We start from the raw sequence: 21,688 nt of genomic DNA, 5'->3' as shown, positions 1-21,688 counted from the left end.
TTCCAGTACATCCTGCGCGACGAATCCATGCACCTGAACTTCGGCATCGACGTGATCAACCAGATCAAAATCGAAAACCCACATTTGTGGGATGCTGAAATGAAGGAAGAAGCTTCGCAGATGATTCTGCAGGGTACTCAGCTGGAGATTGAATACGCTCGGGATACCATGCCTCGTGGGGTTTTGGGTATGAACGCTGCGATGATGGAGGATTATCTGAAGTTCATCGCTAACCGTCGTTTGTCGCAGATTGGTCTGAAGGAAGAGTATCCGGGGACTACTAACCCGTTCCCTTGGATGAGCGAGATCATGGACTTGAAGAAAGAGAAGAACTTCTTTGAGACTCGGGTTATTGAGTATCAGACGGGTGGGGCGTTGAGCTGGGATTGATTTCTGGCTGAGCTGGATTTGCTGTTTTTTGATTGAGTCGGCAAATCGGAAAAATAAAAAAGCCCTGAACGTGTTCAGGGCTTTTTTTCGAAAAAAACAATCAAAACCTTAAATCAAAAACCTATCAACACCATCAAAAATATTAAGAAACAACTTTAAAATCAAAAACCAATAACCACTTAAACTTATTATTCACCTTCAACTTACGAATAGACTATTGCTAAAAAATCAGTGCTAACCCAGAGCTAACTGCTCCCATCTACGACTCTTTGATGAGGCTTTTCCCGCAATTAGTATCCCCTCAACAACCGCTGCAATTTTATGAGCCAACAGTGGAGGAACGGCATTTCCAACTTGGTGGTATTGCTGAGTTCTATTCCCACAAAAGAAGTAGTTATCTGGAAACGTTTGCAATCTTGCAGCCTCTCTAACTGTGAGACTCCTACACTGATTAGGATCATAATGAATAAAATGATGCCCGTCTTTTGATATATGACTTGTTATAGTCGATGAAGGCGCACCTTTTATCTGAACCTTAAAGCGATCACAAAACTTCCCGCTTTCCCAATTTTTATGCTCAGGCGCCAAACCAGGAAGATCAAACTCTTTATGGCCTTTTGGTGACCACTTATGAGCTGAAGCAAAAACTGCTGCATACACATATCGGCGCAGATCTGAGGTCATATGCCCTCTCGCCTCATGATTAAGCCATACTTTCAAACGCGGGTCTTGATACCAGCTATCCAGCTCAAAATTCTCTGTAAGCCCGTTCCAAACTCCATCTTTACGCATCCGCAACGCACCATTTGACAACCCTCCACCAGAAAACGAACTCCTAGTAATGTTAAGCCCAGTCTCAAGGAGCAGATCTTTTCTACCAGAAGATGCTAAACCATGAATTAAACCATCAAGATGCCCCAAGACTTCTTTACACCAAGTGTCTTGCGTATCTTTCAGCTTGGTCAAAGTACTCCGAAGTGGTGGTAAGCGGCCGATGACAGATTCAATATTTGCTCGCCCAGCTTTAGTCAAATGATTAGTTTCAGGATCGAACGAAAAATCCTCAGAAACTCCAAGCAATATCACCCTATGCCTAGCTTGGGGGATACCATATTGCTCTGCACGAATTACAAAATTCTTGGAATCAATTGCCAAAGGATCATCACCACTTTGATAAAAATCGTCAGTGGACAATGAATAAATTTTATACTTGGTTTTTCCAGAATCATATATACCAAGAGCGGAGTCAGGATCTGACAAGTCCTTAAGAATCTGGGGAAAAATATGCATCCCGCCAACCTTTGAAGAAAGTATACCTTTCACATTCTCCATGACAAATACTGCCGGTCGATGCTGTTGTATTATCCTCAGATATTCCTTATATAGAAAATGCCGATGGTCATCTTCTGCTTTATACTCAGAATTTCCGCGATTACGCGCTCGACCTACCAAGGAATATGCTTGGCAAGGCGGCCCTCCGATCAGCACCCAAGGCCTAGTTGTATCGAGCTTCTCCTCTAGAATTTTATCGAGCTCTGCGTTTCCTTCAGCACTTCCCAAGCGAATTTGCCTAGCTTCATTATCTGCCCCTTCCCATTCCTCCTTGCTTCTAAAGCTCCAAGGTTGCTTCGTTCCGCCAGACTCGCAAAACTCGTAGTAATCATCCAGCGCAGAAGAACTGCTTTTCCGTAAGGCTCGATAAAAAGCCCTTAATCGAAGGGTTTCACGAGCTGCTGGATCCATTTCGGCAGAAACCAATATGTCAAAGGTATGTCCTCCCCCCAAGGAAGAAAATCCTTCACCTAGGCCACCAGGTCCGGCGAAAAGGTCGACTATTTGAAAAGGTGTAGTATTTTTCATGTCTAGATTCAGTCAATAGGAGAGCACGGTATGGACGTGGTGGATGCCGCGACCCGATCCAAGATGATGGGAGGAATCAGGGGTAAAAATACCAAACCAGAGATCCTGGTAAGAAAGTTTCTTCATGCAAATGGTTACCGCTTCCGCCTTCATAAGAAGGATCTACCGGGGAGTCCAGACATTGTACTGCCCAAGTTCGCTACCTGTATATTTGTCCATGGTTGCTTCTGGCATCGCCATGCGGGCTGTAAATATTCGACCATACCAAAATCCAGGGTCGATTTTTGGACAGAAAAATTGGCGAAAAATGTCAATAGGGATCTGTTGGTTCGCGAAAAGCTTGAAAACGCAGGATGGCAGGTATTGGTGGTGTGGGAATGCGAGCTGAAGGTCGCAGGCACTGTCTTAGTAGAGCTTGCGAAAAAAATCCGTTGCAACCTACAAACGCAACGAAAATCTTCCGCCAATGTTGATCGTCTACGCATGCCAAAAAAAATCACACACTGAGAGCTTAGCGTCCTGCTTTGAACGACAGGAATTTTATCACACAAGGGTTATCTTTGGTGATGCCATATAGCCATTCCAAAGACCCTATGATTTGCTGTAATGTCACTCAAATGAGGTCGATGGTGGCAATTCAGCCGACCACGAATTGAGGCAGAGGGACGATATGCCTAGTGATCAATCATCTAAAATAAACAGCCATGTCGCAAGACTGAATCGTTTCTTACCATTTAGTGCCGCCCACGATCAAATTTACGAAGAGTATCAAACGGGCGACGATGCCTTAGACTTACAAACAGTCGCACTGCAATACACGCAGAAAGCTCTCGATAGTGGAGCAAGATGCATCATTTTAACGGGTGATGCCGGACATGGAAAAACCCATCTCTGCCGCAGACTTATTGAGGAATATCTAGGCTATACAAGCCAAGAATCAAGAAATATTCTTGTAACGCAATGCGACGGTCAGCATACAATTCATTCAAAACGGAGCGACTCCACCGTAAAGCTTCGAATACACAAAGACTACTCAGAACTCAATTTAGAGTCTGCGGTGGATTTGATCGAAAACGCCCCTTCCCGGCCGAATGAAGTATTAATAATATGTGCCAATGAAGGAAGACTAAGAGCTGTAGTTAATTCATCAACATCAAACCCCGAATGCAAAGCAATCGCGCACCTTTTTAAGCAGTCCTTTAGTACGGGGTTAAGTTCAACTGATGGAAAAACCCACATTGTCAATCTCAACTATCAATCGGTAGCAGCTAAACCCGCCAACTCGGGTGACAGTCTACTGAATAGGACATTTCAAAGCTGGGTGAATGACGGACGAAGATGGATAGTTTGCAGTACACGTTCAATTTCTGCGCAATGCCCAATTAAGCACAACCGGTATTTATTAGCAGAAAGTGATGAAATATCAAAAAAACGAATATCAAAAATTGAAGAACTTTGTGAAGTTGTAGAAAGGCTTGGTCATGTCATAACGATCAGAGAAATGCTAATGCTCGTATCTTTCCTGATCACCGGAGGCATGACCTGCGAAGATATAGAGAAAAAATGCACTGATGAAGGTGATACCACTGGGTGGCAGCATAATTGGGCATTCTATAATCTGCTATTTCAAGCACCTATTCCCGAGTTCTCGGATCGAATCTACAAAGGAATACCTATTTTATCGACGTTTAGAAAGCTCGACCCGGGATCAATAGCATCAAGGGTTGTTGACGAAAAGATATTGAATGTCGGCGAAGTATTCCCTACCAACGAGCTTGATCTACAGTTCAAAATTAAACTATCCAATAAAGTCAAAATCGTTGATGCATCTGAGGGAATTGATGATTTTATGGGAAACCCTCAAAACAAAGCAGAATTATTAAAGGAAAATGAGGTGACAGCGGTAGCTGTTCGCAGCCTCCGTCGAAGAGCTATATTTGACGACACCCAAGAAAAAGGGACCTTAATGTCAAGATTGGGTTTTCGTCACGGCGATGCATTTCTTGGAATGATAAAGGGCCAACTTACCCCTACAGAACTTGTAAGATTAAAAAACATGATAATCTCTGGATTGCATGCAATCCAAGGACTTCGCATGTCGAAGTCAGAAACTACGTTGCATTTAGTAGATCCGGCATTTGGGAAAGCGAGCGCTGACGCAGCAATTATTGCTCGCCGCATCCCGACAAATCACTTATTAATGCTTCCTGCATCGAAAGCATGGGACTCTGATAAAGAAAGCTGGAACCTCAATGAGTCTGTTGACTGGATAGACAGGACAGTTGTTATACGCGTCCTAGAGGGCGATCAACCTCCCGTAGATATTGCTCTAGACCTATTAGCATTCGAATGTGTGACACGATCCGCGTCAGGTTATGTTTCGGAGGAATTCTACTCTCACGAAATCAGGAGAATAAGATCTTTTCTCGGCCGTCTCGCAGCACTAGGAAAAAGCGAAGGCGGTGAAATATCTCTTTTTATGAACGGGAATGTACATAACGTATCTATTGATATGGATGTTATTCAAGTAGGGGGCGTGTAAGGTGTCAAACTTAAAAGGACCTGACATCACCAAGGAGTTGTTTGGTGGCATATTTGATTCCGACGGCGCTGGCCATTTCCCCGGACTGGAGCTAATTAATTTTATCGTCTGTGGAGCAGGAGAGATTCTGCCTGGCCCAGAAACAAAGGAAATCAGAATATTACGTCGCTCACATGATTTTGCTAGAAGACTTGTTGCCGACGTACTACCGCCAGAACTTAAATCCAAAGTACTTCTCAATGAACACTCGGGAAACGCAGTTGCACATTTGCTGCATTGTCTTGAATTGGAAGCGCCAAATATAACCAAAGCCAAAAGTTGGGAGCGCACGCATTTTTTCCCCTACACCCGCTCCCTTGTCCACTGGGACGCTAGAGGTCGAAAGACAGTAAGAGGTGGGGACGAAACGTCGATTAAAATAAATCAGGAAAGACGTTACCTAAGGGGCGGAGGCGCATTCGCGTTTTCAGTATTACGCCACGACCCAGATCAATATCGTTTAAAGTCTATAAGAGATGGTTTTAGGTCGCTATACCCATTAAAGACAAACTCCCCCTTAGAAACCTTATCGGCGGCCTTACTCAAACATGGTGAAATGGATAAAGAAGCAGTTATTGACTTGGTGGAACCAGAAACAAGAATCAGAAACGACAAATGGGAAAATCTGTATCGTGACGGTATAAAAAATATTGTAAGCCACAGCAACTTACCCTCGGTGCAACGGGTAAAGGCAATTATGAACTGGACTGGTTTCTGGCTTGTAATTCTTGAAGGGGCTCGCGCAGCAGAATATTTAAGCAAAAGCTGGGATGGACTAATTGTTGATTGCGCAGGAGTTCATACACAGTTACGTCGCGCATCTCAAAAATGTTTAAAAACACAACTTACAAACATTGAAGATGCTGCATATCAACAGGCCAAAATTCAAGATGGCAAAATATCAAATCAGCAAATAAATAAAATAAAAGTCTTTTTTAGCAACACAGCTGGCACATGCGGAATACTAAACTCAACTAAAGGTCGTAGGCACTTTACGCTAAAACTCCATATTATCGAAGCACTGGTACTTGCCTCTACCGAATCTCAACGAGAGTTAACCTTTGAAGACTTCGTATCTAATTGGCTAGGTGAGAGATGTGGTCTAGTACTAGGTCGAAACAGCGCATCCGCACAGGGCATGCTTAATGCATTCGACGCTACAATTTTTGAAGAAAACGAACGGCAGTTTGCTGAGCAAATGAAAGCAACCGGAATGCTTCGTGTGTACTCTGATGCTACGCGAATGGTGTCCGCGGAGATAATGCAATGACTACAGAAGTATTAGCACTTACCGTATACGAAATTATCAGTGAAGTATTCCTCAAAAACCCTGATACAAATCAAAAATGCTTCAGAGTCAAAAATCTTCAACCTGATGAAGTACGCTCTCTAATTTCAATTTGGAGAGAAAAATCACAGATGTCCAACCTAGCCAACGTACAGCTAATAGTCGCGGAGGATCTTGACGGATCCATTCCGAAAGAGCATGTGGCCGGAGATGGACTTTCAATAACCTATTATAGAAACAACAATCTTAACGGCCTTGTATATTTAGAGACTCGCGTTCAAAGCGATGAGCAGGGACTACAAAATCTTTTCACGCTACGCGATATAAACTTTCTTGACCATAGCTTTGATGAGTACTCAGGAAAGTTTGGGTCTGTCATTAGGATGATGATAAGTAAATCGTGGGAAACCATCACAAAATCGAAGACCCAACCCCCATCTCTTCTGCTCGAAAGGACGACTAAACTAATTGGTCTCATCCATCCAGACATAGTTCCACTACCTGTTAGAAAATTATTAAAATTCACACAAGAGCTCTGTTCAGAATGGAACACGTATAAAGAACCAATCAATTCAGACACTGCAGACCAACTGATTGGTACTTGCCTATGGCGCTTAGATCTTTTTCCAGATATCAAATGGCGAGTAGGTGATAACGATTCAAAAATAAAACGTCGCCTTGAGCTCAACTTCAACCACTCCGAACTTACTTCCTCCGGAGTAGAGCTTCTCGTAGAAGATTTACAAAAGTTAGTTATTAATACTGCATTTGTAGGAGCGCAGGGAGAATCAATCCCTGAATCAGATCGTATAAAATTTAGAGAGCTATGCACAAGCTACATCCTCAAACCCGAAAGTAACACACAAAAAAAAATCCCCTACTACATTTTTGAACAATTGTTCAAGCGCGATACAACCGGGCTAAAACTAGGGGATAAGGTTTATGCAGAAATTGAATCTAATCACCCATCACACCTCAATACATTAAAACAGTCCGATGTAGTCCCCGGACTGAATTCACGGTCACAACTAGATGCCGAGCGCTTTCTCGGACTTTGCTGTTTCGGAGAGCAAAAATTAATAGCCGACTTAGTTTCAAACAAAACGCGAAAAGCGGTAGAGCGATTAGCAACACCGGCCAAAAAAACCTTTTTCAATCCAGCAGTCGAGTTGGTAAGCATATACCAAAGACTTATAAATCAAGACGACCAACTAAAGCCTGCAAAAATAGAAATACTTTCTAATTATCAGGATGGCTCATCTAACGCTTCGTACGGACTGTTTGCGTTCTTGTTTGGCCCCACATTGACAGCAATATCTGACGCCCTAACAGATGTGCCAGGCGGGTGCGAACTAGTACTTCCTACCTTTATAACCTCACAACAACTAGTCCCTGAACTTGAAAATGATGAGGAAAGCTCTGAAGCCGACGAGGACCAAGAACCGATTAACTGGGAACCTATCCCCATAGGCTTTCGGATCAAGGACTGCAACGGAAAAGTGCTGGAAGAGTTTGACAGTACAGAGTGGCACGCAGAACACATTCAGTACTTTGCTCTTATGTGGCTGCTAGTTTCGGCACCTGACTCCCCAGCATGGGAAACAATTGGGGAACTTTCGCTGAATGAAACGCTTGAAGATGGTGATTGGATTTCAGCATTTACCCAACGCCTACTACCTTTGAACAAAATCACCCCAACAGAAAACTCCGTTCATAACGGAGCAGACCCAAAGTTGGATTACCTGCTAAACCTAAGGAAATCACTTAGAGACAATCTAAGCAAAGATGGTCTTGCCGTCGAGCATATACATTCATTTATTGATGAATGGGAGCGCATTCTAACCTCCATTAGAACTGACTACATACCTGAAGGTAGTAGATCTTCAACACTACAAGCTTTTCTCGGAAATGATACGCTCATAGTAAGAGCGCAAGACCGTAGGCTCATGCTTCCTTTACAGCCAATTCGGCTAAGGTGGATAGCTTCATACTTAGATAAATGTACGAAGCTTGCAATCTCTTGCCTGCAAGGAAACGCAAGCTTCGCTACTGGAGATGGCGAACAATATCTAACCTGGCTGGAAGCACTCACTCCACATGAGTCTCCACCTACCACCACGGGTTTAGCTGGTGAAATTCTTTTTGCTAGATCAGAACTCTCTTGGTTTGAGGATTTTGCTCCCTTGCGGAGAGTCTCTTCTGACGTATCCATCGATAACTCTGCATTAGATTCTATTGCAGCGAGAATAACCTCTTACTTAGAGGCACATCCATATAAGCGAGAGGGCCTATCACTGCTTACCATCCTACCCCCATCGGATGATATGGTGGCAGAATTAATCTACAAAATTTCACGCGGTTCACTATCCAATCTAAGAGTATCTATAACTGTTGCGGCCCCACGAAGTCGCTGGGAGTCAATAACCAAAAGCATTGAGAAACTTCCCGCGGAAGAGCGAGGCTCTCATAAAGGTCTATTTTTCCCCGCGAGAGATCTAGCTTTTATAGATTACGAATTGGGGGATAACCTACCAGAGCTTTTAACAGACAAACTATACGATATCGCTTTAGTCACACACATTTTACAGGAACATATTACAAGCCAGACGAATACTGAACCACCGATAGAACGCAAAGGTAGGTTTCATCCTCTTTTTGACAGACCCGTTCGTCTTGATCCGTCTAATGATGGAGGATCTATTTCAATTGCTATGCGCCCGCGCGACCCTGATTTAATCTTAGAAACTTGGGGTACCATCGTAGTTCGCTCAGAAAGATGCAGACCAGTTTCTCCCTCCCAACCTGAAAACACTGACTTTGTAGAACTTCGGGTTAACTTCCAAGATTCCGCGCGAATTTTCCATATATTACATAGCTCTAGCCATTGGGTTATTACTTTAGAGAGGCATATTTCTCGCGAACAGATTGAATCCGTAGAAGCTGGAGCGCCGGATATCTTAAGTATGGAGACTGGGATTGGCGGTAACGGTCTTAACACTATCATCGTCTCATCCCGTTCTGGTCGCACCTTAATAGAATCCAGGCTTTCCCGGAAGCTGCATCGATTGATACCAGATATCGAAGATACTGAAGTTGCTAACGATATTGTCAAATACTTAGCTCAACGGGTTTATGAAGAAACCCGGCATTTATCTCCACATCTAGCGCTAAAGGCAATGGGGGTCGCAAGGGTAACAGAAGAGATACTAGGTCTCAGTGTGGCTCGACGAGTCGCCGAGCAGTTATTCCCTGTAGAGCTCAGAGATGGGATCTCCGTATGGATTAGCCTTGATGAGCATTCGGAATGGCTTAGCGGATTCCAAGTCAGAGCTGATATGGCGCGCATCACTTTTAGAAGAACTGAATCCGAAACATTAGAGATTGATATCTTAGTATTAGAAGGTAAGTTGCGACAACTATTTGACCCGCACGGCATCGTACAAGTCAAACGAACTTGCGAGTTTTTCACAGCCATACTTGAAAACATCGACAAGGAAGGCTGCACGAAGATTGATGCTGAGCTATGGCGCGAACGAGTATTGTCAGCAGTTGAGTCTGTTGCCAAGGAGGCGATACTTTCAGTTAGTACCTCCTCCTCAAATACAAACTCAACCTCCGAATCAATCCCTAACGATATCAGACAGTTATTTAGAGAGGGTAGATACACTCTTAACAGGATCAACGGACTCTACTCCTCCTGCCTATGGGATACTATAGAAGGAGACATATCAACAGAAGAAAAAGATGGCGTACTTATTGTAAAGACAACTCGCAGCCTCATACTTGAACTGATCAGCAGACCTGATAATTTTAATTCTCCGAAAACTAAATTAGAAGATCCTACCAATACAGAAGCCACCCCATTTCATACGCCAACAGAGGACATTCATCACTCCATTAATCCTACACTTATTAAGACCCGATCAAAAACTGAAGACATCGGAGACTCCACCACTATATCTCAAGGTTCACTTCTTAAAACACCGAGTTCCAGACAGCGCATGGATGAACCCGCTCTCCGACGCATATACAATGAAATTCTAGCGTGTTTCTCGGCATATAATATAAATGTTATTGCAGCCTCAAGCTCAGAAACACCTTACATTGAAGGGCCTGCTTCGATACTATTCAAAGTTAGAGCCGCACCGGGGGTCGATCCAAAAAAACTATTCGAAAAATCTCAAGCCTTAAAGCTAAAACTCGAACTAGAACAAGAACAAAACATTACCTTTGATATTGACAAAGGCTTCGTCACTATAGATGTACCAAAAGCTGCCGAGCTACGATATTTTGTTGATGCTGCAGATTTATGGAAATCTTGGACAGTCGAGAAGGATGCTTTAAGTACCCCAATAGGAGAAGATCAGTTCGGAGAAGTTGTAAGTATAAATTTCTCCTCAGCCAACTCCCCACATCTTCTTGTTGCGGGAACCACTGGCAGTGGCAAATCCGAAGCACTAAATGCGATATTATTTGGCTTAACAAAATTTTTTGGCCCTAGCGAACTTAGGCTTTTGCTCGTGGACCCTAAAGGTACCGAGATGCTTGCCTTTGAGGGCTGTGATTACCTACATAGTCAAATAGGCTGGGAAGATTCGGATGCGATCGTTCTGTTAAAAGAAGCTGTTGAGGAAATGCAGCGGCGTTATACCTTATTTCGAAACTTCGGTTGCAGGAGCTTAGGTGAGTTCAACTCAAAAGCTCCCTCTTCAGAGAGACTACCATGGTGGCTCGTCGTGCTTGATGAGTATGCCGATCTAACACATGACCCGCAGGCAAAGAAGGAAATAGAACAGGAGCTCAAGCGTCTTGCTCAAAAGGCTCGTGCGGCCGGAATACATCTAATCATCGCTACGCAAAAACCCAGCGCGGAGGTAATTAGTACAAACTTACGTTCAAACCTGCCTGCGCAACTTGCATTACGAGTTAAAAGCGGAACTGAAAGCAGAGTGGTATTAGACGAGTCTGGAGCAGAGAATCTGAACGGTAAGGGAGATGCGCTACTTAAGGCAGACGGAAAATTACGAAGAGTTCAGTGCGCTTACGTAGGAAAAGACGACCAAGTACTACGGAAAAGTTAGAAACTATAGAAAAAACAGCCACACACTCACCATGTGTGGCTTTCTTATAACAACCCTAGGTACTTTTTTAGTTGTACTCTTTTATGTTGTAATTCCAACACTCCATGTATCCCTCCCCAACCTTGACTAAAAAAAATTTTCCCCATACCCTCCTAAACAGAGCCTAAGAAACTCTACAAACCAGAGCGGTCCTCCGCACCCGACAGCCATGCGGCTTTTTTTCGCCAGCGGTTTTTCGACGCCTGTGAAAAAATCCCCGTTATGTCGGGAGTGGGCGAATACAAGACCCGAAAGGGGAATATGTCCGGCCCGTCTCTGGTGGGTTTCTTAGCTCCCGACACCCATAACGAATGCCCTAAGAAAGCAGCCAGAGGTAACGGATATGCCTAAGCATCTGACCTTCACGATGAAGGTGAACCACCGTACTCACGCAGTACCCCAAACGCTTCCGTGTCTGGAGGCCCGTCATGTCTGAACCACTCATCCCCACCCTTTTTACCCGTCACAACATCCACCTTCACGCCCTCCTTGTGGAGAACCAGGCCTGGTTCTGTGCTCATGATCTGGGGCGTTTGATGGGCAAGTACCTCGACGAGCGTATGTCGCGCAAGCTCGATGCGGACCAGCGGCAAATGATGCTGGTGTACGCCCACGGCGCAGCGGAAGAGCGACTGATGTTGAGCGAGTCAGGTGTGTACGCTCTGTTGGTTTATCACTATTGCCCGGATTATCGACTGCTACGCGAATGGTTGACGCATCAGGTGGTGCCTACGTTGCGTGATGCGCGGCCATCGAGGGCGGTCGAGCGGCCGACTTTGAGTGTGCTGGACTGGCCGAAGATGTCGCTTTGCATGCTGCACTGGCAGGATGAGCCGTGGATTCGGTTACGGGACATGCCTTGCGTGCTGGTGGATGATCCGTTCAATCAACGTCAATCCTGGTGGCGGAAGGCGTCACGGGTGCTGCGAGGGTTTTGATTGTTCGTTGCTGAAATGAAGAAATCCGCTGCCTGAAGTTCAGGTGGCGGATTTTGTTTGTGCGGCATATTTACCGACGCCATCGCGAGCAGGCTCGCTCCCACAGGGGATCGGCGGTGGGTTTGGAAATCTCAGTGTTCCGCCCCCATCACAATCGCGCCGCAACCACCCGCCCCGATACTGAGGAATAATTCTGCCAGCGCCTCATAGGCTGCCTTCGAATCCATCGATGATGTCCTTGGGCGTTTTGTCAAAATCCACAGATATCCGGATTTGCCCTTTCAATCGCCCAGGCTTGCGTACCCGAGGCGTATCGACATGGGGCAGCAGATCCAGATAAGGCTTGCCGGCCTTGGTGATCACAACCTTGTCGCCATGCCATGCACGCTCAGCAAGTTGGGATAGCTGGGATTTTGCTTCGTGCATGTTTACTTGTACCCGTTCAGTCATATGGCACCTCCACAGGGATAGCTAAGCTAGCCCAAGCCGTGGATTTTCGATAGGCAAGGTGTTGAGCTGACCGTCTGTCAAAAATGACTTTTCAAGACTCCCGACTGCCAATGAAGCAATTTTGGACTGTCGCGCTGTGCCCGAATTGTCATCGGCGCTGTCACCTTTCGAGCGACAAAGTCGAATTCACCTCTTCGCTTTATACGAAAGTGAAGCGGCTGAGGCGCGAGTAATAGGCGTTAGTTGATTGATCTCATTGCACATGTTGGTTGTTTTGTGGGCTGGGAGATCGCCATCGCTGGCAAGCCATGCTCCTACGAGGGGCGGGGCGGTGGCGGGTTGGGGGTTAGTTTTACGCCGACCAAAGCCAAGATCAAAAGATCGCAGCCTGCGGCAGCTCCTACGCCGACCGGGTACGCCCGTGGAATCGAGGCCGTACGCAAATCTGTAGGAGCTGCCGCAGGTTGCGATCTTTTTTGGGATTGGCATTAGGGGAAGCCCCTCACTTCCCCAACCCACTAATCCGCCACGGGCACACCGCCTCCCTCACCTCGCTCGGCCCGACGATTTCTGGTGTCTGCCCCAACGATCTCGCGCTCAGCACTTTGCCCACCTGCGCAATCAACTTATCAAACCCCAACGTCGCATTTTCCTGCTGCAGTTTGCGCAGTTGCTCGACCACGGCGTAGGTGAAGGCGCCGTAGCTGCTGGAACCTACCTCATACTCGTTGGCTTTTTCGTTTTCCCGGGCGGCGTAGAGCATCAGGGGCATGTAGGGGCCGTGGTGGCCGTAGAGTTCGCTTTGGTGCTGCAGTTGGGCTTCTTTCTCGGGGCGCAGGCCGGTGGCGGCGCCTTGGGTGCTGCGGGTGCGGGTGAGTATGCGAGATTTGCTGCCTTGTTCGCTGAAGTCGCGGCCGTCGCTGTCGGCAGCATAAACCCGGCGGTCCCAGTCGCCGGCGTAGGGGTCCCAGCGCAGCATGCGGTGGCGGATGTCGCTGGGTGGGGTGATGCCGCGCACGCGGCCGTTGCCACGGCTCATGCCGCCGGCGTAGCAGCAGTCGAACATGACGGTCAGTTTAGCGCCGTGGCCGTTCGGGTCGAACGGCAGGTGGCTGTAGAACTGGCGGAACAGTTTGTCGGTGAAGTGGGTGTTTTCGTCATCCCAGTCGAAGTCGTAGAGCACCAGGGTTTCGTCCATGCGGTCGGCTTCGCCGCTGCTGCTGTACGCCGGCAATTGGGTGCCGTGGCCGGAATAGAACAGCACCCGCTCGTCTCCGGCGCGGGCACCTTCCACCAGCCATTCGAGGCGCTCGACGAAGTTCGCCCGCGTCGCCCGGGCGTCGTGCAGCAAACGGATGTCGCCGGAGTCGTAGCCGCTCTCCTGGAGCATGCGGCTGATCAGGTAGGTGTCGTTGATGCAGCCGTCGAGGCGTGCGCTCGGGTCGGGGTAATCGTTGATACCGACCACCAAGGCGCGGCGTTTGCGTTGGCCACTGCGGGACAGGAATGCCGGCACCTCAAGAGCGCGGGCCGCCACCACGTCGCGGGCCAGTTGTGGCCAGAGGCCGGTCTGGCTGGTGGGTGACGACAAGTAGGCCTGGGCTGCGTGATTAAGGTCCAGCAGGTCATCGCGCAGCGGCACGCTGAACTCGGTTTGCAGGTCGACGCGCGCTGAGTCCGGCGAGGTGATCGGCCGGGTCAGCAAGCCGTCATTGGGGTTGTAGAGGTGGAACCAGCGGCGGATGCCCCGACCGTTTTCACTCAAGCGCATGACCCGACCGCCCCACACGTCGCGCATCACCAACGGCAGCGCGATGGGTGAGCCGAAGCTGACGAACACCCGGCCGTCGATGCGCTCCAGCGCCGAATCATTCTTGACCACCGAACGGCGCAAGGCGTCGTAGCCGATCAGGCTGCCCAGCCCTTGGGCGAAGATAATCTGCGGGTCGAACGCCTCGATCTTCGCCAACAGATGTTGGGTCAGTGCGGTACGTAAATCGGCGTCTTCGATCCATTGCACGATGGCGCCGACGGTGGTACGCAGCATCTGGTTGACCGGCAGGCCCCAGCTACCAAAAGTGGCCTCGTCAGCCTTATCGCTGGCATCGGCCCGCAGCATTGCCAGGCCTCGGGTGATCTGGGCGAAGTCTGGCCCACCGTTGAGTTGATCATCGAAGGGAAGGAAGTCGATGTCCTGGTCCTCGATGACGCGACCGTTCTGCGCCAGTTGGTTGCGGATCAATGTGCGCCATTGTTCCTGCCAGTTGACGTCGATACTGCCCTGCCCGTTGGCGGCCTGCGTGAATCCCACACCCGGCAGACAGAGAATTCGCAGTCGTGCTGGCGCAACACCCGGCCCCGGCTCTACCAAGGCTTTGGTGGCGGGCGCCGCAACGGGAGGAACCGTTTGACCGTGGGCGATGGCCATCAGGTCTTGCAGGCGTCGCAGTTTCGCCTCCAGGCTGTCTGCACTGGGCGCGGCCGACGTGAGAGGGGCCTGGCCGGGGTCAACCAGTGCCCGGGTGCGGTTATTGAGGAAACTGCTGACACCTTGGGCGCTGTTTTTCCAGATCTGCTCTGGATCAAGCCCGTCGAGGTAACCGGTGGCGCTGTCCACCACCTGCCGACTTTGGGTCGCCAGTTCGGACTCGATCAATGGCAGCCCGGCGCGGCTAGGCACGGCGGTGGCTGCCAGTTTCGGTGCAGGAGCAATGCTTGCGGCAGTGCGCCAGATCGGCGCGTTGCCGAAGTGCTGGGCAGCCACCACCCGTGGGCCAAGAGCGCTGCGCGGCACTTGGAAATGATCGCAAAGAAAGGCCAGCAGACTGGTGTGATCGTAATGTTGCGCCTGGAGACTGTCGGTCCACGGAATCAGGCCCGGATTGAGCCAAGGCGAAGCGAGGATCGCCGGTACGCGGATACCGAGCCGGGTGAAGGGATTGGGCCAGTCGACATCGACAGTTGAACCCGTCGCCACGCAGGTCGGTGGCACCACATGGTCATGAAAACCGCCGTGCTCGTCGTACAGCAGCACGAACAGGGTTTTGTTCCAGACATCGATATTGGCCGACAAGGCATTGAACACCTCACCGACAAACTGATCGCCAAAACGCAGGTCTTCCGGTGGATGGTGCGACACGTTGGGCCCGAGCTTGCCGTTGAGCAGGCCATAACTCGGCTCGATCCACGACAGTTCGGGGAGCTTGTTACCAGCGACATCCGACTTGAAGTCGTCGATGCTCATGTGCTGCAAACCACCTTTGACCAGCGCCGCCAGCGGAATAGCGCCGTCGGAATAAATGCGCACATCGTGGCCCTTGTCGCGCAGCAGCGAAAAAATACTGTCGCCACCAAACTGCGCAATCAGGCTTTTGATACCGGCCAGCACCGTGCCCGTGGATGGCATCAGCAAATGGCCGTTACAACTGCCGAGCATGGCGAAAAAACGGTTCGGCCAGGTCGGGCCCGGCACCGAGGCAAACCAGCGGTCACACACCGTGAAGTTGCGCGCCAACCCCTGGATCGCCGGCAGCGGATCGGCGGCTGGCGTGGCACCGAACGGGATGTAGTTCATCGCCCGCTGCGCCATGGATTGCGACCAGGTTTTGTACACCTTCAGATCGTTGCGAGCCTTGTCGTAGGCGTCCTGCGCAAAGCCATCGAGTTTGGGTGCGGTCAGGCTGGTCTTGAGCGTGACATCCAGCTGTTTCTCGACATTGACGAACTCGTGGCCCAGGTCGAAACCTTCGCTGTCCTTCGCGGGTAGCGCCGGTGGCGAAGGCGCGGGTGGCGCCCACAGGGCGAAGTAATCCGCTATTTCCGCCGTTTGAGTGATCACCGCTGAGCCGCCACTGGCGTCCGTTAGCGGGTTGGTGCTGGGTGCGTTACGGTTGATGCCATCGCACGCTGGGTTGATGCTGGTGTAATCCCCCAGCAGATGATCGAAGGAACGGTTTTCCATCATCAGCACGACGATGTGCTCAATCTCGGCGGGCCAGTTGTTCGGCATGTTGCTCTCCCTGAGTTGATCTGCCCGATACTGCTCAGGGCCTGGGCTGTGGGACGGTTTTGCTGCCCGTGAGGCGAATCATCTGGCTCAACATCCTGAACCAGAAGTCGCCGCCCAACGAGGCAGCCAATGCCGCCGTCATGACTCCAAGCAACCAGTAGCCGAACCAGGCCGCTTTGTTGCTCTGATCGTGATGCAAAAACGCCGGCAGGTTGTTCCAGCCGATAGCGCCCTGAGGCAGCGCCTGCAAACTGCCCAACGCCGACTCAAACTGGCACTGGGCCTTGTCGTCCCGATTCGCGCAGACCTGATCGAGCGTCGCGGACGAGTTGTTGGTCACCAGATTGCTGGCCATCTGCATGCCCGCCGCGCGCAAGGTGTCATTGCGTACCAGGCCTTGCATAAGGTCGAACGCGTTGACGTTGAGCACCAGGCAAATCACCAGCGAACAGGTCAGCGACACGACTTTGGCATTGCGCCGCATCCAGCCTTCGGCGCGGTCCATGACCGCATTGATCCAGTGCTCCAACCGGGTCTTGAACGAACACAACAGCTCCTGAGTCGTGGTGACTTTGGCCTGGGCCGCCGCGAGTAACGTCGACAATGCGCGGCGCAAGTGCTCGGAAGGAACCTGTGCAATGCCTTTGGTCAGGGCCGCATTGAGTTCGTCGAGGGGAATATCGAGGGTCGCGGTGTCGTCTTTGTGCAGCAGCAGCGTGATCACCACCTGCGCCAGCATCGCCGGGTCCAGGTAACTGGGGCGTTGGCCCGGTGGCGCCATGGACTGGATCACCGGGTGATCGAGCACCTGCTGGAAGAACGCCATGTCGCTGTCGTTCAGCCCCTTCAATTTGCCGGTGAACAACAGCTTCAGGGCGTCATAGAGGTACTTCGCCCGGACCTTCTGGAAGAATGATTGAATGATTTCAGTGAGCGTGGTGACGAAGACGCCAAGCAACGTGAACAGCGCCAGCATCCCGAGAATTGCGTCCAGTACGACCGAACCAAACATCTGACCTCCTTGTAGATGCAACTGACTGTCAGCTCGGAGCGGCGCCTCAGCATGAGGCATGGAGCAATGCGATCCGTCTCACAACGCTAGTCAGGCAATGGGGTCTTGTCCAATTAAGGACGGCGTTGACACGACGAACGTGAATCAACAGGTGCGCCATCACGCGCCACCCGCTATTAATACGCCACCTATCTCTCAAGGACCCGAGCGCGCATGAAATTCGACACCGCCTACTGCATCAGCCTCGACGACAAACTGTCGATCTATGACGTGCGCGATCTGAACTTCGACGAGACCATGGACTTCGACTCGGCCAAGGAACGCTTTCACTGTCCCAACGACGACTGTCGGGCGGCGTTTGATGTGGCGAATGGGCTGGGTACGTTTAATGCCAAGAACGTCAACTATGTAAGGACGCCACACTTCAAGAACCTGCCCAGCACCCGGCATGTCGAGGGCTGTCCTTATGTCAGCCTCAGAACGCCAGGCTCAGAAAGCACCGAAGTGGATGAAGGACCGGAGGAACACTTTCCGTCAGAGCTGCTGCTGACCCGGCGTCAGTATGTGCGCAAGCCGTCCACCCCGGCGCAGGTTCCAGGTGCGCCTCGGGACGAGCCGAAACCTTCTGCCCCGGCCAGCACCACCGAGCATCCGCCCCGCGAGTCGGCACCGGACACAACCTGCGTCTTCGCTCATCCGGTGGAGTGCTTCGTGTCGAATTTCGATGACAAGGACCTGCTCAAACGCATGCCGCTGAAGATTGGCGAACACACCGCGTCCTACGGCTCGTTCTTCAAGAAGATCGAATACCTGCAGGACAACAAGGGGCTGATTTACTGGGGCAAGATCAAAGCCATCAAGGACTACAAAACCAGTTTCCGCATCGATTTCGAGAAGAAGGTCTGGCTCGACAAAAAGCCGTACTCGGTGAACGTTTACCTGAGCAAAAACCTGATCGAGAACTACCGCAAGCGCAAAGCCTTCCTGGAGGAAATCAAGGGTGCTATCGGCAGCGAGCGGGAGCTTTATTGCTTCTTTTATGGTGTGACGCCCGAGTTGAAGCAGGTGCCGAGTAAAAAGAACCCCGATCAGACGTTCGGGGTGTTCAGCGGCGATATCGAAAATCTGGATCACTTCATTATTCGGGAGGTGCCTGGGTTGGAGAGCTGATCAGCCGCGTTCAACTCAGGCACATGCCGAGCATCACCAGAATCAACAGACCAACATAAACCCGCGCATGTACTCGGTCCGGTATGCGCCCGATCCAGGGCGTTGCCAGGCGAATCCCGAGCATCGAACCCAAGGTCAATAGTGCGAAAGCCAGCAAGTCGACGTAGCCGATAAACCATGGCCCCAGATCGAACTGTGTGAATCCGGCCATGACCATGTAGGTCAATGTTCCGGCCAACGCTACGGGCAGGCTCAACGGGTTGGCCATGGACGTCGCTTGAGACATGCTCAGACCACAACGTCGCAACAACGGCACGGTCATGACGCTGCCGCCGACACCGAGAAAAGTCGCAATCGCGCCAATGCTCACGCCACCACCGGAGACTTCCGCCCTCCCCAATCGCCGTGGGGGAATTCCATCGGTTGGCGTAAGAAAACCACGTCGCAGCAGGCAATCCACAATCGTGACGCCCAGATAAGCGATGAACGCATAACGGATCACTTCGCCATCCATCCACATCGCCGCGATTGCACCGAAGACGGCGCCCAGCCCGATGAAACCGCCGAGTGGCCACAGGTAGTGCCGAATGAGGTTACCTGCGCGGTGATGTTTACCGGTGGCGACCGAGGCATTGACGATCATCACGCAGGTCGAGGTGGCGACCGCTATATGCATGGCCGATTGGCTGATCGGGTCGTCAGCACCTTGGCTGAACATCAACATCTGATACAGCAGCGGTACTACGACGAAACCACCGCCAAATCCGAACAGTACGGCGGTGACGCCGGTCATGCAGCCAAAAAGCGCCAGCAGAAGATAAAACATTGAACATCGTCCATCGGTTGAGTGGGGCTCGACGATAGAAGGACGGTGCTTGGCCTGCTTCAGCAAGTCAGCCAATAATGTTTGCGTTTACGCCAACCGCTGGATGTTTGCTCTATGCGCAACACTTCGATTGATTTGCTGGACCACACGCCACGCGCAGTGGTGGCGATTGGAACGGATTACCCGCATGGGCACCTGCTGCCGCGTCACAGCCATCGTCGGTCGCAGTTGTTGTACGGCGCTACGGGTGTGATGCAGGTCAGCACCGACGACGGCAATTGGGTGGTGCCACCGCAACGTGCAGTGTGGATTCCAGCGAGCGTGCCACATGAAGTTTTGATGCTTGGGGTCAGCACCCGCAGCCTGTACATCGAACCCACAGCGATGAGCGCTTTCGGCAGCAGTTGCCAAGTGATCGAGGTTTCAGCGCTGCTGCGTCAACTGCTGATGGAGGCCGTGGAGTTACCGCTCGAATACGCCGAAACGGAACGCGACGGCGTGCTGATCAGTTTGTTGTTACATGAACTGGCACGCAGCGCCCACCTGCCCCTGCACATTCCGCTGCCTGCGGATAAACGCCTGCTCGTACTGTGCCAGACCTTCCTCCAGCAACCCGACGTCCATCAGTCACCACAACACTGGGCCGATCAGTTGCACATCAGCCTTCGGACCTTCAACCGGTTGTTTCGACAGCAGACTGCACTGAGCTTTAGCCAATGGCGGCAACGCGCCTGCGTCGTGCTGGCCTTGGCGCGGCTCGCCGCAGATGAGCCAGTGACGCGAATAGCCCTGGACTTCGGCTACGAAAGCCCAGCGGCTTTTTCGACGATGTTTCGCCGGGTGCTGGGGCAAGCGCCCACCGCCTACCTTGAAGAACCGAAATAACATCGATCAAAAAATTGAGTTTGATCCGGGCCGAAAACAGCTGTACAAAAACACAGTACTTATTGAATAACCAATTTCGAACCCGGAGAAAACCATGGCCTCTCTTGCGATGAAAATCACCCTGGAACGTATCGCCCTTTTTCAATTCACCCCTGAACACAGCGCGCAGGCACGTGCGATGTTGGGCTGGTCTCTGGAGGAGTTTTCCAGGGAGTCCGGGGTTACCGTTGAAGCTATCCGACGGTTTGAGGCTGGCGGTGAATTGCTCGACGTAACCCGCCTGGCCCTCGCCTATCGGCTTGAAGCCGAAGGTCTGGTGTTCTTCCCTGGCTTTGCACCGGGCAGAGGCATGAGCGTCAGAGGCTCTACGCCAGACCCGGTGGGGCGGGCGGATTACGCGATGATTGAGTGATCTGATTCCTCTGCTTGACGATTATTCCCATATAGGTATATTTTCACATGAGTACACGGAAGCCACTCTTGTGGGTCAGCAGTAGTAAAAAAGACCTCAAACAGATGCCAAAGGACGTTCAAGACGTTTTCGGATTCGCCCTCCACTTGGCACAGGACGGTACAAAACACCCGCAAGCTAAACCATTGAAAGGCTTTGGTGGTGCTGGCGTTCTTGAGGTGGTTGACGACCTCAACACAAATGCTTATCGAGCCGTTTATACCGTTCGTTTTAGTGCCGCCATCTATGTGCTTCACTGCTTTCAGAAGAAATCGACCAAGGGCATCGAAACCACGCAGAGCGATATCGAACTGATCAAAAAGAGGCTGCTGGCGGCTCAGGATCACGCAAAAGGATCAGGACATGATTGAAATCGAAGAAAGCACGGGCAACGTGTACGAAGACCTTGGAAGCGCTAATGCCAACGAGATGAGGGTTAAAGCCCAGCTCGCGACAAAGATCGGCGAAATCATAAAGGCTCGTCACCTGACCCAAGTTCAGGCCTCCGAGATCCTGGGGTTATCACAGCCCAAACTTTCCGAAATGCTTCGCGGAAAATTTCGGGGCATCAGTGAAGCCAAGATGATGGAGTGTCTCTCACGGCTCGGACGCGATGTACAGATCATCGTCAAACCAGCGCCGAGATCGAGGCGCGAAGGTCGGATTGAAGTGGTTTTTTCCTGATGGGAGTTCCCTCCCCCAACACTG

The 21,688-nt window shown here is 50.7% G+C and carries 16 protein-coding genes; 11 read left to right on the top strand and 5 right to left on the bottom strand.

Annotated elements, in window-relative coordinates:
- Positions 1-390: ribonucleotide-diphosphate reductase subunit beta (locus ACIPIN_RS26185; RefSeq protein WP_401123882.1), on the top strand; the 390-nt coding region annotated here is incomplete at its 5' end.
- Positions 391-624: 234 nt separating this feature from the next.
- Here the strand turns inward: ACIPIN_RS26185 and ACIPIN_RS26180 are convergent.
- Positions 625-2,250 carry a DNA cytosine methyltransferase gene (locus ACIPIN_RS26180; protein ID WP_401123879.1) on the bottom strand — a complete coding sequence of 542 codons (1,626 nt, stop codon included), beginning with the start codon at positions 2,248-2,250 and terminating at the stop codon, positions 625-627.
- A 30-nt stretch (positions 2,251-2,280) separates the two neighbouring features.
- Between ACIPIN_RS26180 and ACIPIN_RS26175 the strand changes: the two genes are divergently transcribed.
- The 5 genes from ACIPIN_RS26175 to ACIPIN_RS26155 all read left to right on the top strand — a co-directional run bounded on the left by ACIPIN_RS26175 (position 2,281) and on the right by ACIPIN_RS26155 (position 12,177).
- Positions 2,281-2,757: a very short patch repair endonuclease gene (locus tag ACIPIN_RS26175; RefSeq protein WP_401123877.1), complete on the top strand. Its 477-nt coding sequence runs from the start codon at positions 2,281-2,283 to the stop codon at positions 2,755-2,757.
- Positions 2,758-2,920: 163 nt separating this feature from the next.
- A complete protein-coding gene (locus ACIPIN_RS26170) occupies positions 2,921-4,792 on the top strand; it encodes a hypothetical protein (protein WP_401123874.1) in 1,872 nt (623 codons plus the stop codon).
- Between the two features lies 1 nt (position 4,793).
- Positions 4,794-6,101, top strand: a complete 1,308-nt coding sequence (locus ACIPIN_RS26165) for a hypothetical protein (RefSeq protein WP_401123871.1) — start codon at positions 4,794-4,796, stop codon at positions 6,099-6,101.
- Entirely contained in the window at positions 6,098-11,200 is a 5,103-nt protein-coding gene (locus ACIPIN_RS26160; RefSeq protein ID WP_401123870.1) for an FtsK/SpoIIIE domain-containing protein, read from the top strand. The genes ACIPIN_RS26165 and ACIPIN_RS26160 overlap by 4 nt, the downstream gene beginning before the upstream one ends.
- A gap of 467 nt (positions 11,201-11,667) precedes the next feature.
- Positions 11,668-12,177, top strand: coding sequence for a Bro-N domain-containing protein (locus tag ACIPIN_RS26155; RefSeq protein WP_401123867.1), 510 nt, complete (start codon positions 11,668-11,670; stop codon positions 12,175-12,177).
- 204 nt (positions 12,178-12,381) lie between these two features.
- Here ACIPIN_RS26155 and ACIPIN_RS26150 read toward each other — a convergent pair whose 3' ends face one another.
- From ACIPIN_RS26150 to ACIPIN_RS26140, 3 genes are all read right to left on the bottom strand, one after another.
- Positions 12,382-12,627 carry a type II toxin-antitoxin system Phd/YefM family antitoxin gene (locus ACIPIN_RS26150; protein ID WP_401123865.1) on the bottom strand — a complete coding sequence of 82 codons (246 nt, stop codon included), beginning with the start codon at positions 12,625-12,627 and terminating at the stop codon, positions 12,382-12,384.
- Positions 12,628-13,129: 502 nt separating this feature from the next.
- Positions 13,130-16,636: an alkaline phosphatase family protein gene (locus tag ACIPIN_RS26145; RefSeq protein ID WP_401123863.1), complete on the bottom strand. Its 3,507-nt coding sequence runs from the start codon at positions 16,634-16,636 to the stop codon at positions 13,130-13,132.
- A 34-nt stretch (positions 16,637-16,670) separates the two neighbouring features.
- Positions 16,671-17,648 (bottom strand): hypothetical protein, encoded by a 978-nt coding sequence (locus tag ACIPIN_RS26140; protein WP_401123860.1) that lies wholly within the window; start codon positions 17,646-17,648, stop codon positions 16,671-16,673.
- Between the two features lie 213 nt (positions 17,649-17,861).
- Between ACIPIN_RS26140 and ACIPIN_RS26135 the strand changes: the two genes are divergently transcribed.
- Positions 17,862-18,818, top strand: a complete 957-nt coding sequence (locus tag ACIPIN_RS26135) for a hypothetical protein (RefSeq protein WP_401123858.1) — start codon at positions 17,862-17,864, stop codon at positions 18,816-18,818.
- 10 nt (positions 18,819-18,828) lie between these two features.
- Here ACIPIN_RS26135 and ACIPIN_RS26130 read toward each other — a convergent pair whose 3' ends face one another.
- Positions 18,829-19,644 carry a sulfite exporter TauE/SafE family protein gene (locus tag ACIPIN_RS26130; RefSeq protein ID WP_401123855.1) on the bottom strand — a complete coding sequence of 272 codons (816 nt, stop codon included), beginning with the start codon at positions 19,642-19,644 and terminating at the stop codon, positions 18,829-18,831.
- Positions 19,645-19,758: 114 nt separating this feature from the next.
- On the opposite strand from ACIPIN_RS26130, the gene ACIPIN_RS26125 reads away from it, so the two are divergent.
- The 4 genes from ACIPIN_RS26125 (at position 19,759) to ACIPIN_RS26110 (ending at position 21,664) form a co-directional block, all read left to right on the top strand.
- On the top strand, positions 19,759-20,529 hold the full coding sequence (locus ACIPIN_RS26125; protein ID WP_401123853.1) for an AraC family transcriptional regulator: 771 nt from the start codon (positions 19,759-19,761) through the stop codon (positions 20,527-20,529).
- A gap of 94 nt (positions 20,530-20,623) precedes the next feature.
- A complete protein-coding gene (locus ACIPIN_RS26120; protein ID WP_401123851.1) occupies positions 20,624-20,941 on the top strand; it encodes a helix-turn-helix domain-containing protein in 318 nt (105 codons plus the stop codon).
- 47 nt (positions 20,942-20,988) lie between these two features.
- Positions 20,989-21,351: a type II toxin-antitoxin system RelE/ParE family toxin gene (locus ACIPIN_RS26115; protein ID WP_401123848.1), complete on the top strand. Its 363-nt coding sequence runs from the start codon at positions 20,989-20,991 to the stop codon at positions 21,349-21,351.
- Positions 21,344-21,664: a helix-turn-helix domain-containing protein gene (locus ACIPIN_RS26110; RefSeq protein ID WP_401123847.1), complete on the top strand. Its 321-nt coding sequence runs from the start codon at positions 21,344-21,346 to the stop codon at positions 21,662-21,664. The genes ACIPIN_RS26115 and ACIPIN_RS26110 overlap by 8 nt, the downstream gene beginning before the upstream one ends.
- The last annotated feature ends 24 nt before the right edge of the window (positions 21,665-21,688 follow it).

This window comes from Pseudomonas sp. NPDC087697, from assembly GCF_044743155.1.
GTDB lineage: Bacteria > Pseudomonadota > Gammaproteobacteria > Pseudomonadales > Pseudomonadaceae > Aquipseudomonas.
The sequence above is the reverse complement of the archived record's forward strand: the minus strand, read 5'-3'. Positions and strand labels throughout refer to the sequence as shown.

What these genes read in the sequence shown, in the direction of transcription:
- ACIPIN_RS26130 (WP_401123855.1), bottom strand. Translation starts at nt 19,644, where the DNA reads ATGTTTTATCTTCTGCTGGCGCTTTTTGGCTGCATGACCGGCGTCACC.
- ACIPIN_RS26125 (WP_401123853.1), top strand. Translation starts at nt 19,759, where the DNA reads ATGCGCAACACTTCGATTGATTTGCTGGACCACACGCCACGCGCAGTG.
- ACIPIN_RS26175 (WP_401123877.1), top strand. Translation starts at nt 2,281, where the DNA reads ATGGACGTGGTGGATGCCGCGACCCGATCCAAGATGATGGGAGGAATC.
- ACIPIN_RS26170 (WP_401123874.1), top strand. Translation starts at nt 2,921, where the DNA reads ATGCCTAGTGATCAATCATCTAAAATAAACAGCCATGTCGCAAGACTG.
- ACIPIN_RS26120 (WP_401123851.1), top strand. Translation starts at nt 20,624, where the DNA reads ATGGCCTCTCTTGCGATGAAAATCACCCTGGAACGTATCGCCCTTTTT.
- ACIPIN_RS26110 (WP_401123847.1), top strand. Translation starts at nt 21,344, where the DNA reads ATGATTGAAATCGAAGAAAGCACGGGCAACGTGTACGAAGACCTTGGA.
- ACIPIN_RS26145 (WP_401123863.1), bottom strand. Translation starts at nt 16,636, where the DNA reads ATGCCGAACAACTGGCCCGCCGAGATTGAGCACATCGTCGTGCTGATG.
- ACIPIN_RS26160 (WP_401123870.1), top strand. Translation starts at nt 6,098, where the DNA reads ATGACTACAGAAGTATTAGCACTTACCGTATACGAAATTATCAGTGAA.
- ACIPIN_RS26150 (WP_401123865.1), bottom strand. Translation starts at nt 12,627, where the DNA reads ATGACTGAACGGGTACAAGTAAACATGCACGAAGCAAAATCCCAGCTA.
- ACIPIN_RS26180 (WP_401123879.1), bottom strand. Translation starts at nt 2,250, where the DNA reads ATGAAAAATACTACACCTTTTCAAATAGTCGACCTTTTCGCCGGACCT.
- ACIPIN_RS26155 (WP_401123867.1), top strand. Translation starts at nt 11,668, where the DNA reads ATGTCTGAACCACTCATCCCCACCCTTTTTACCCGTCACAACATCCAC.
- ACIPIN_RS26135 (WP_401123858.1), top strand. Translation starts at nt 17,862, where the DNA reads ATGAAATTCGACACCGCCTACTGCATCAGCCTCGACGACAAACTGTCG.
- ACIPIN_RS26115 (WP_401123848.1), top strand. Translation starts at nt 20,989, where the DNA reads ATGAGTACACGGAAGCCACTCTTGTGGGTCAGCAGTAGTAAAAAAGAC.
- ACIPIN_RS26140 (WP_401123860.1), bottom strand. Translation starts at nt 17,648, where the DNA reads ATGTTTGGTTCGGTCGTACTGGACGCAATTCTCGGGATGCTGGCGCTG.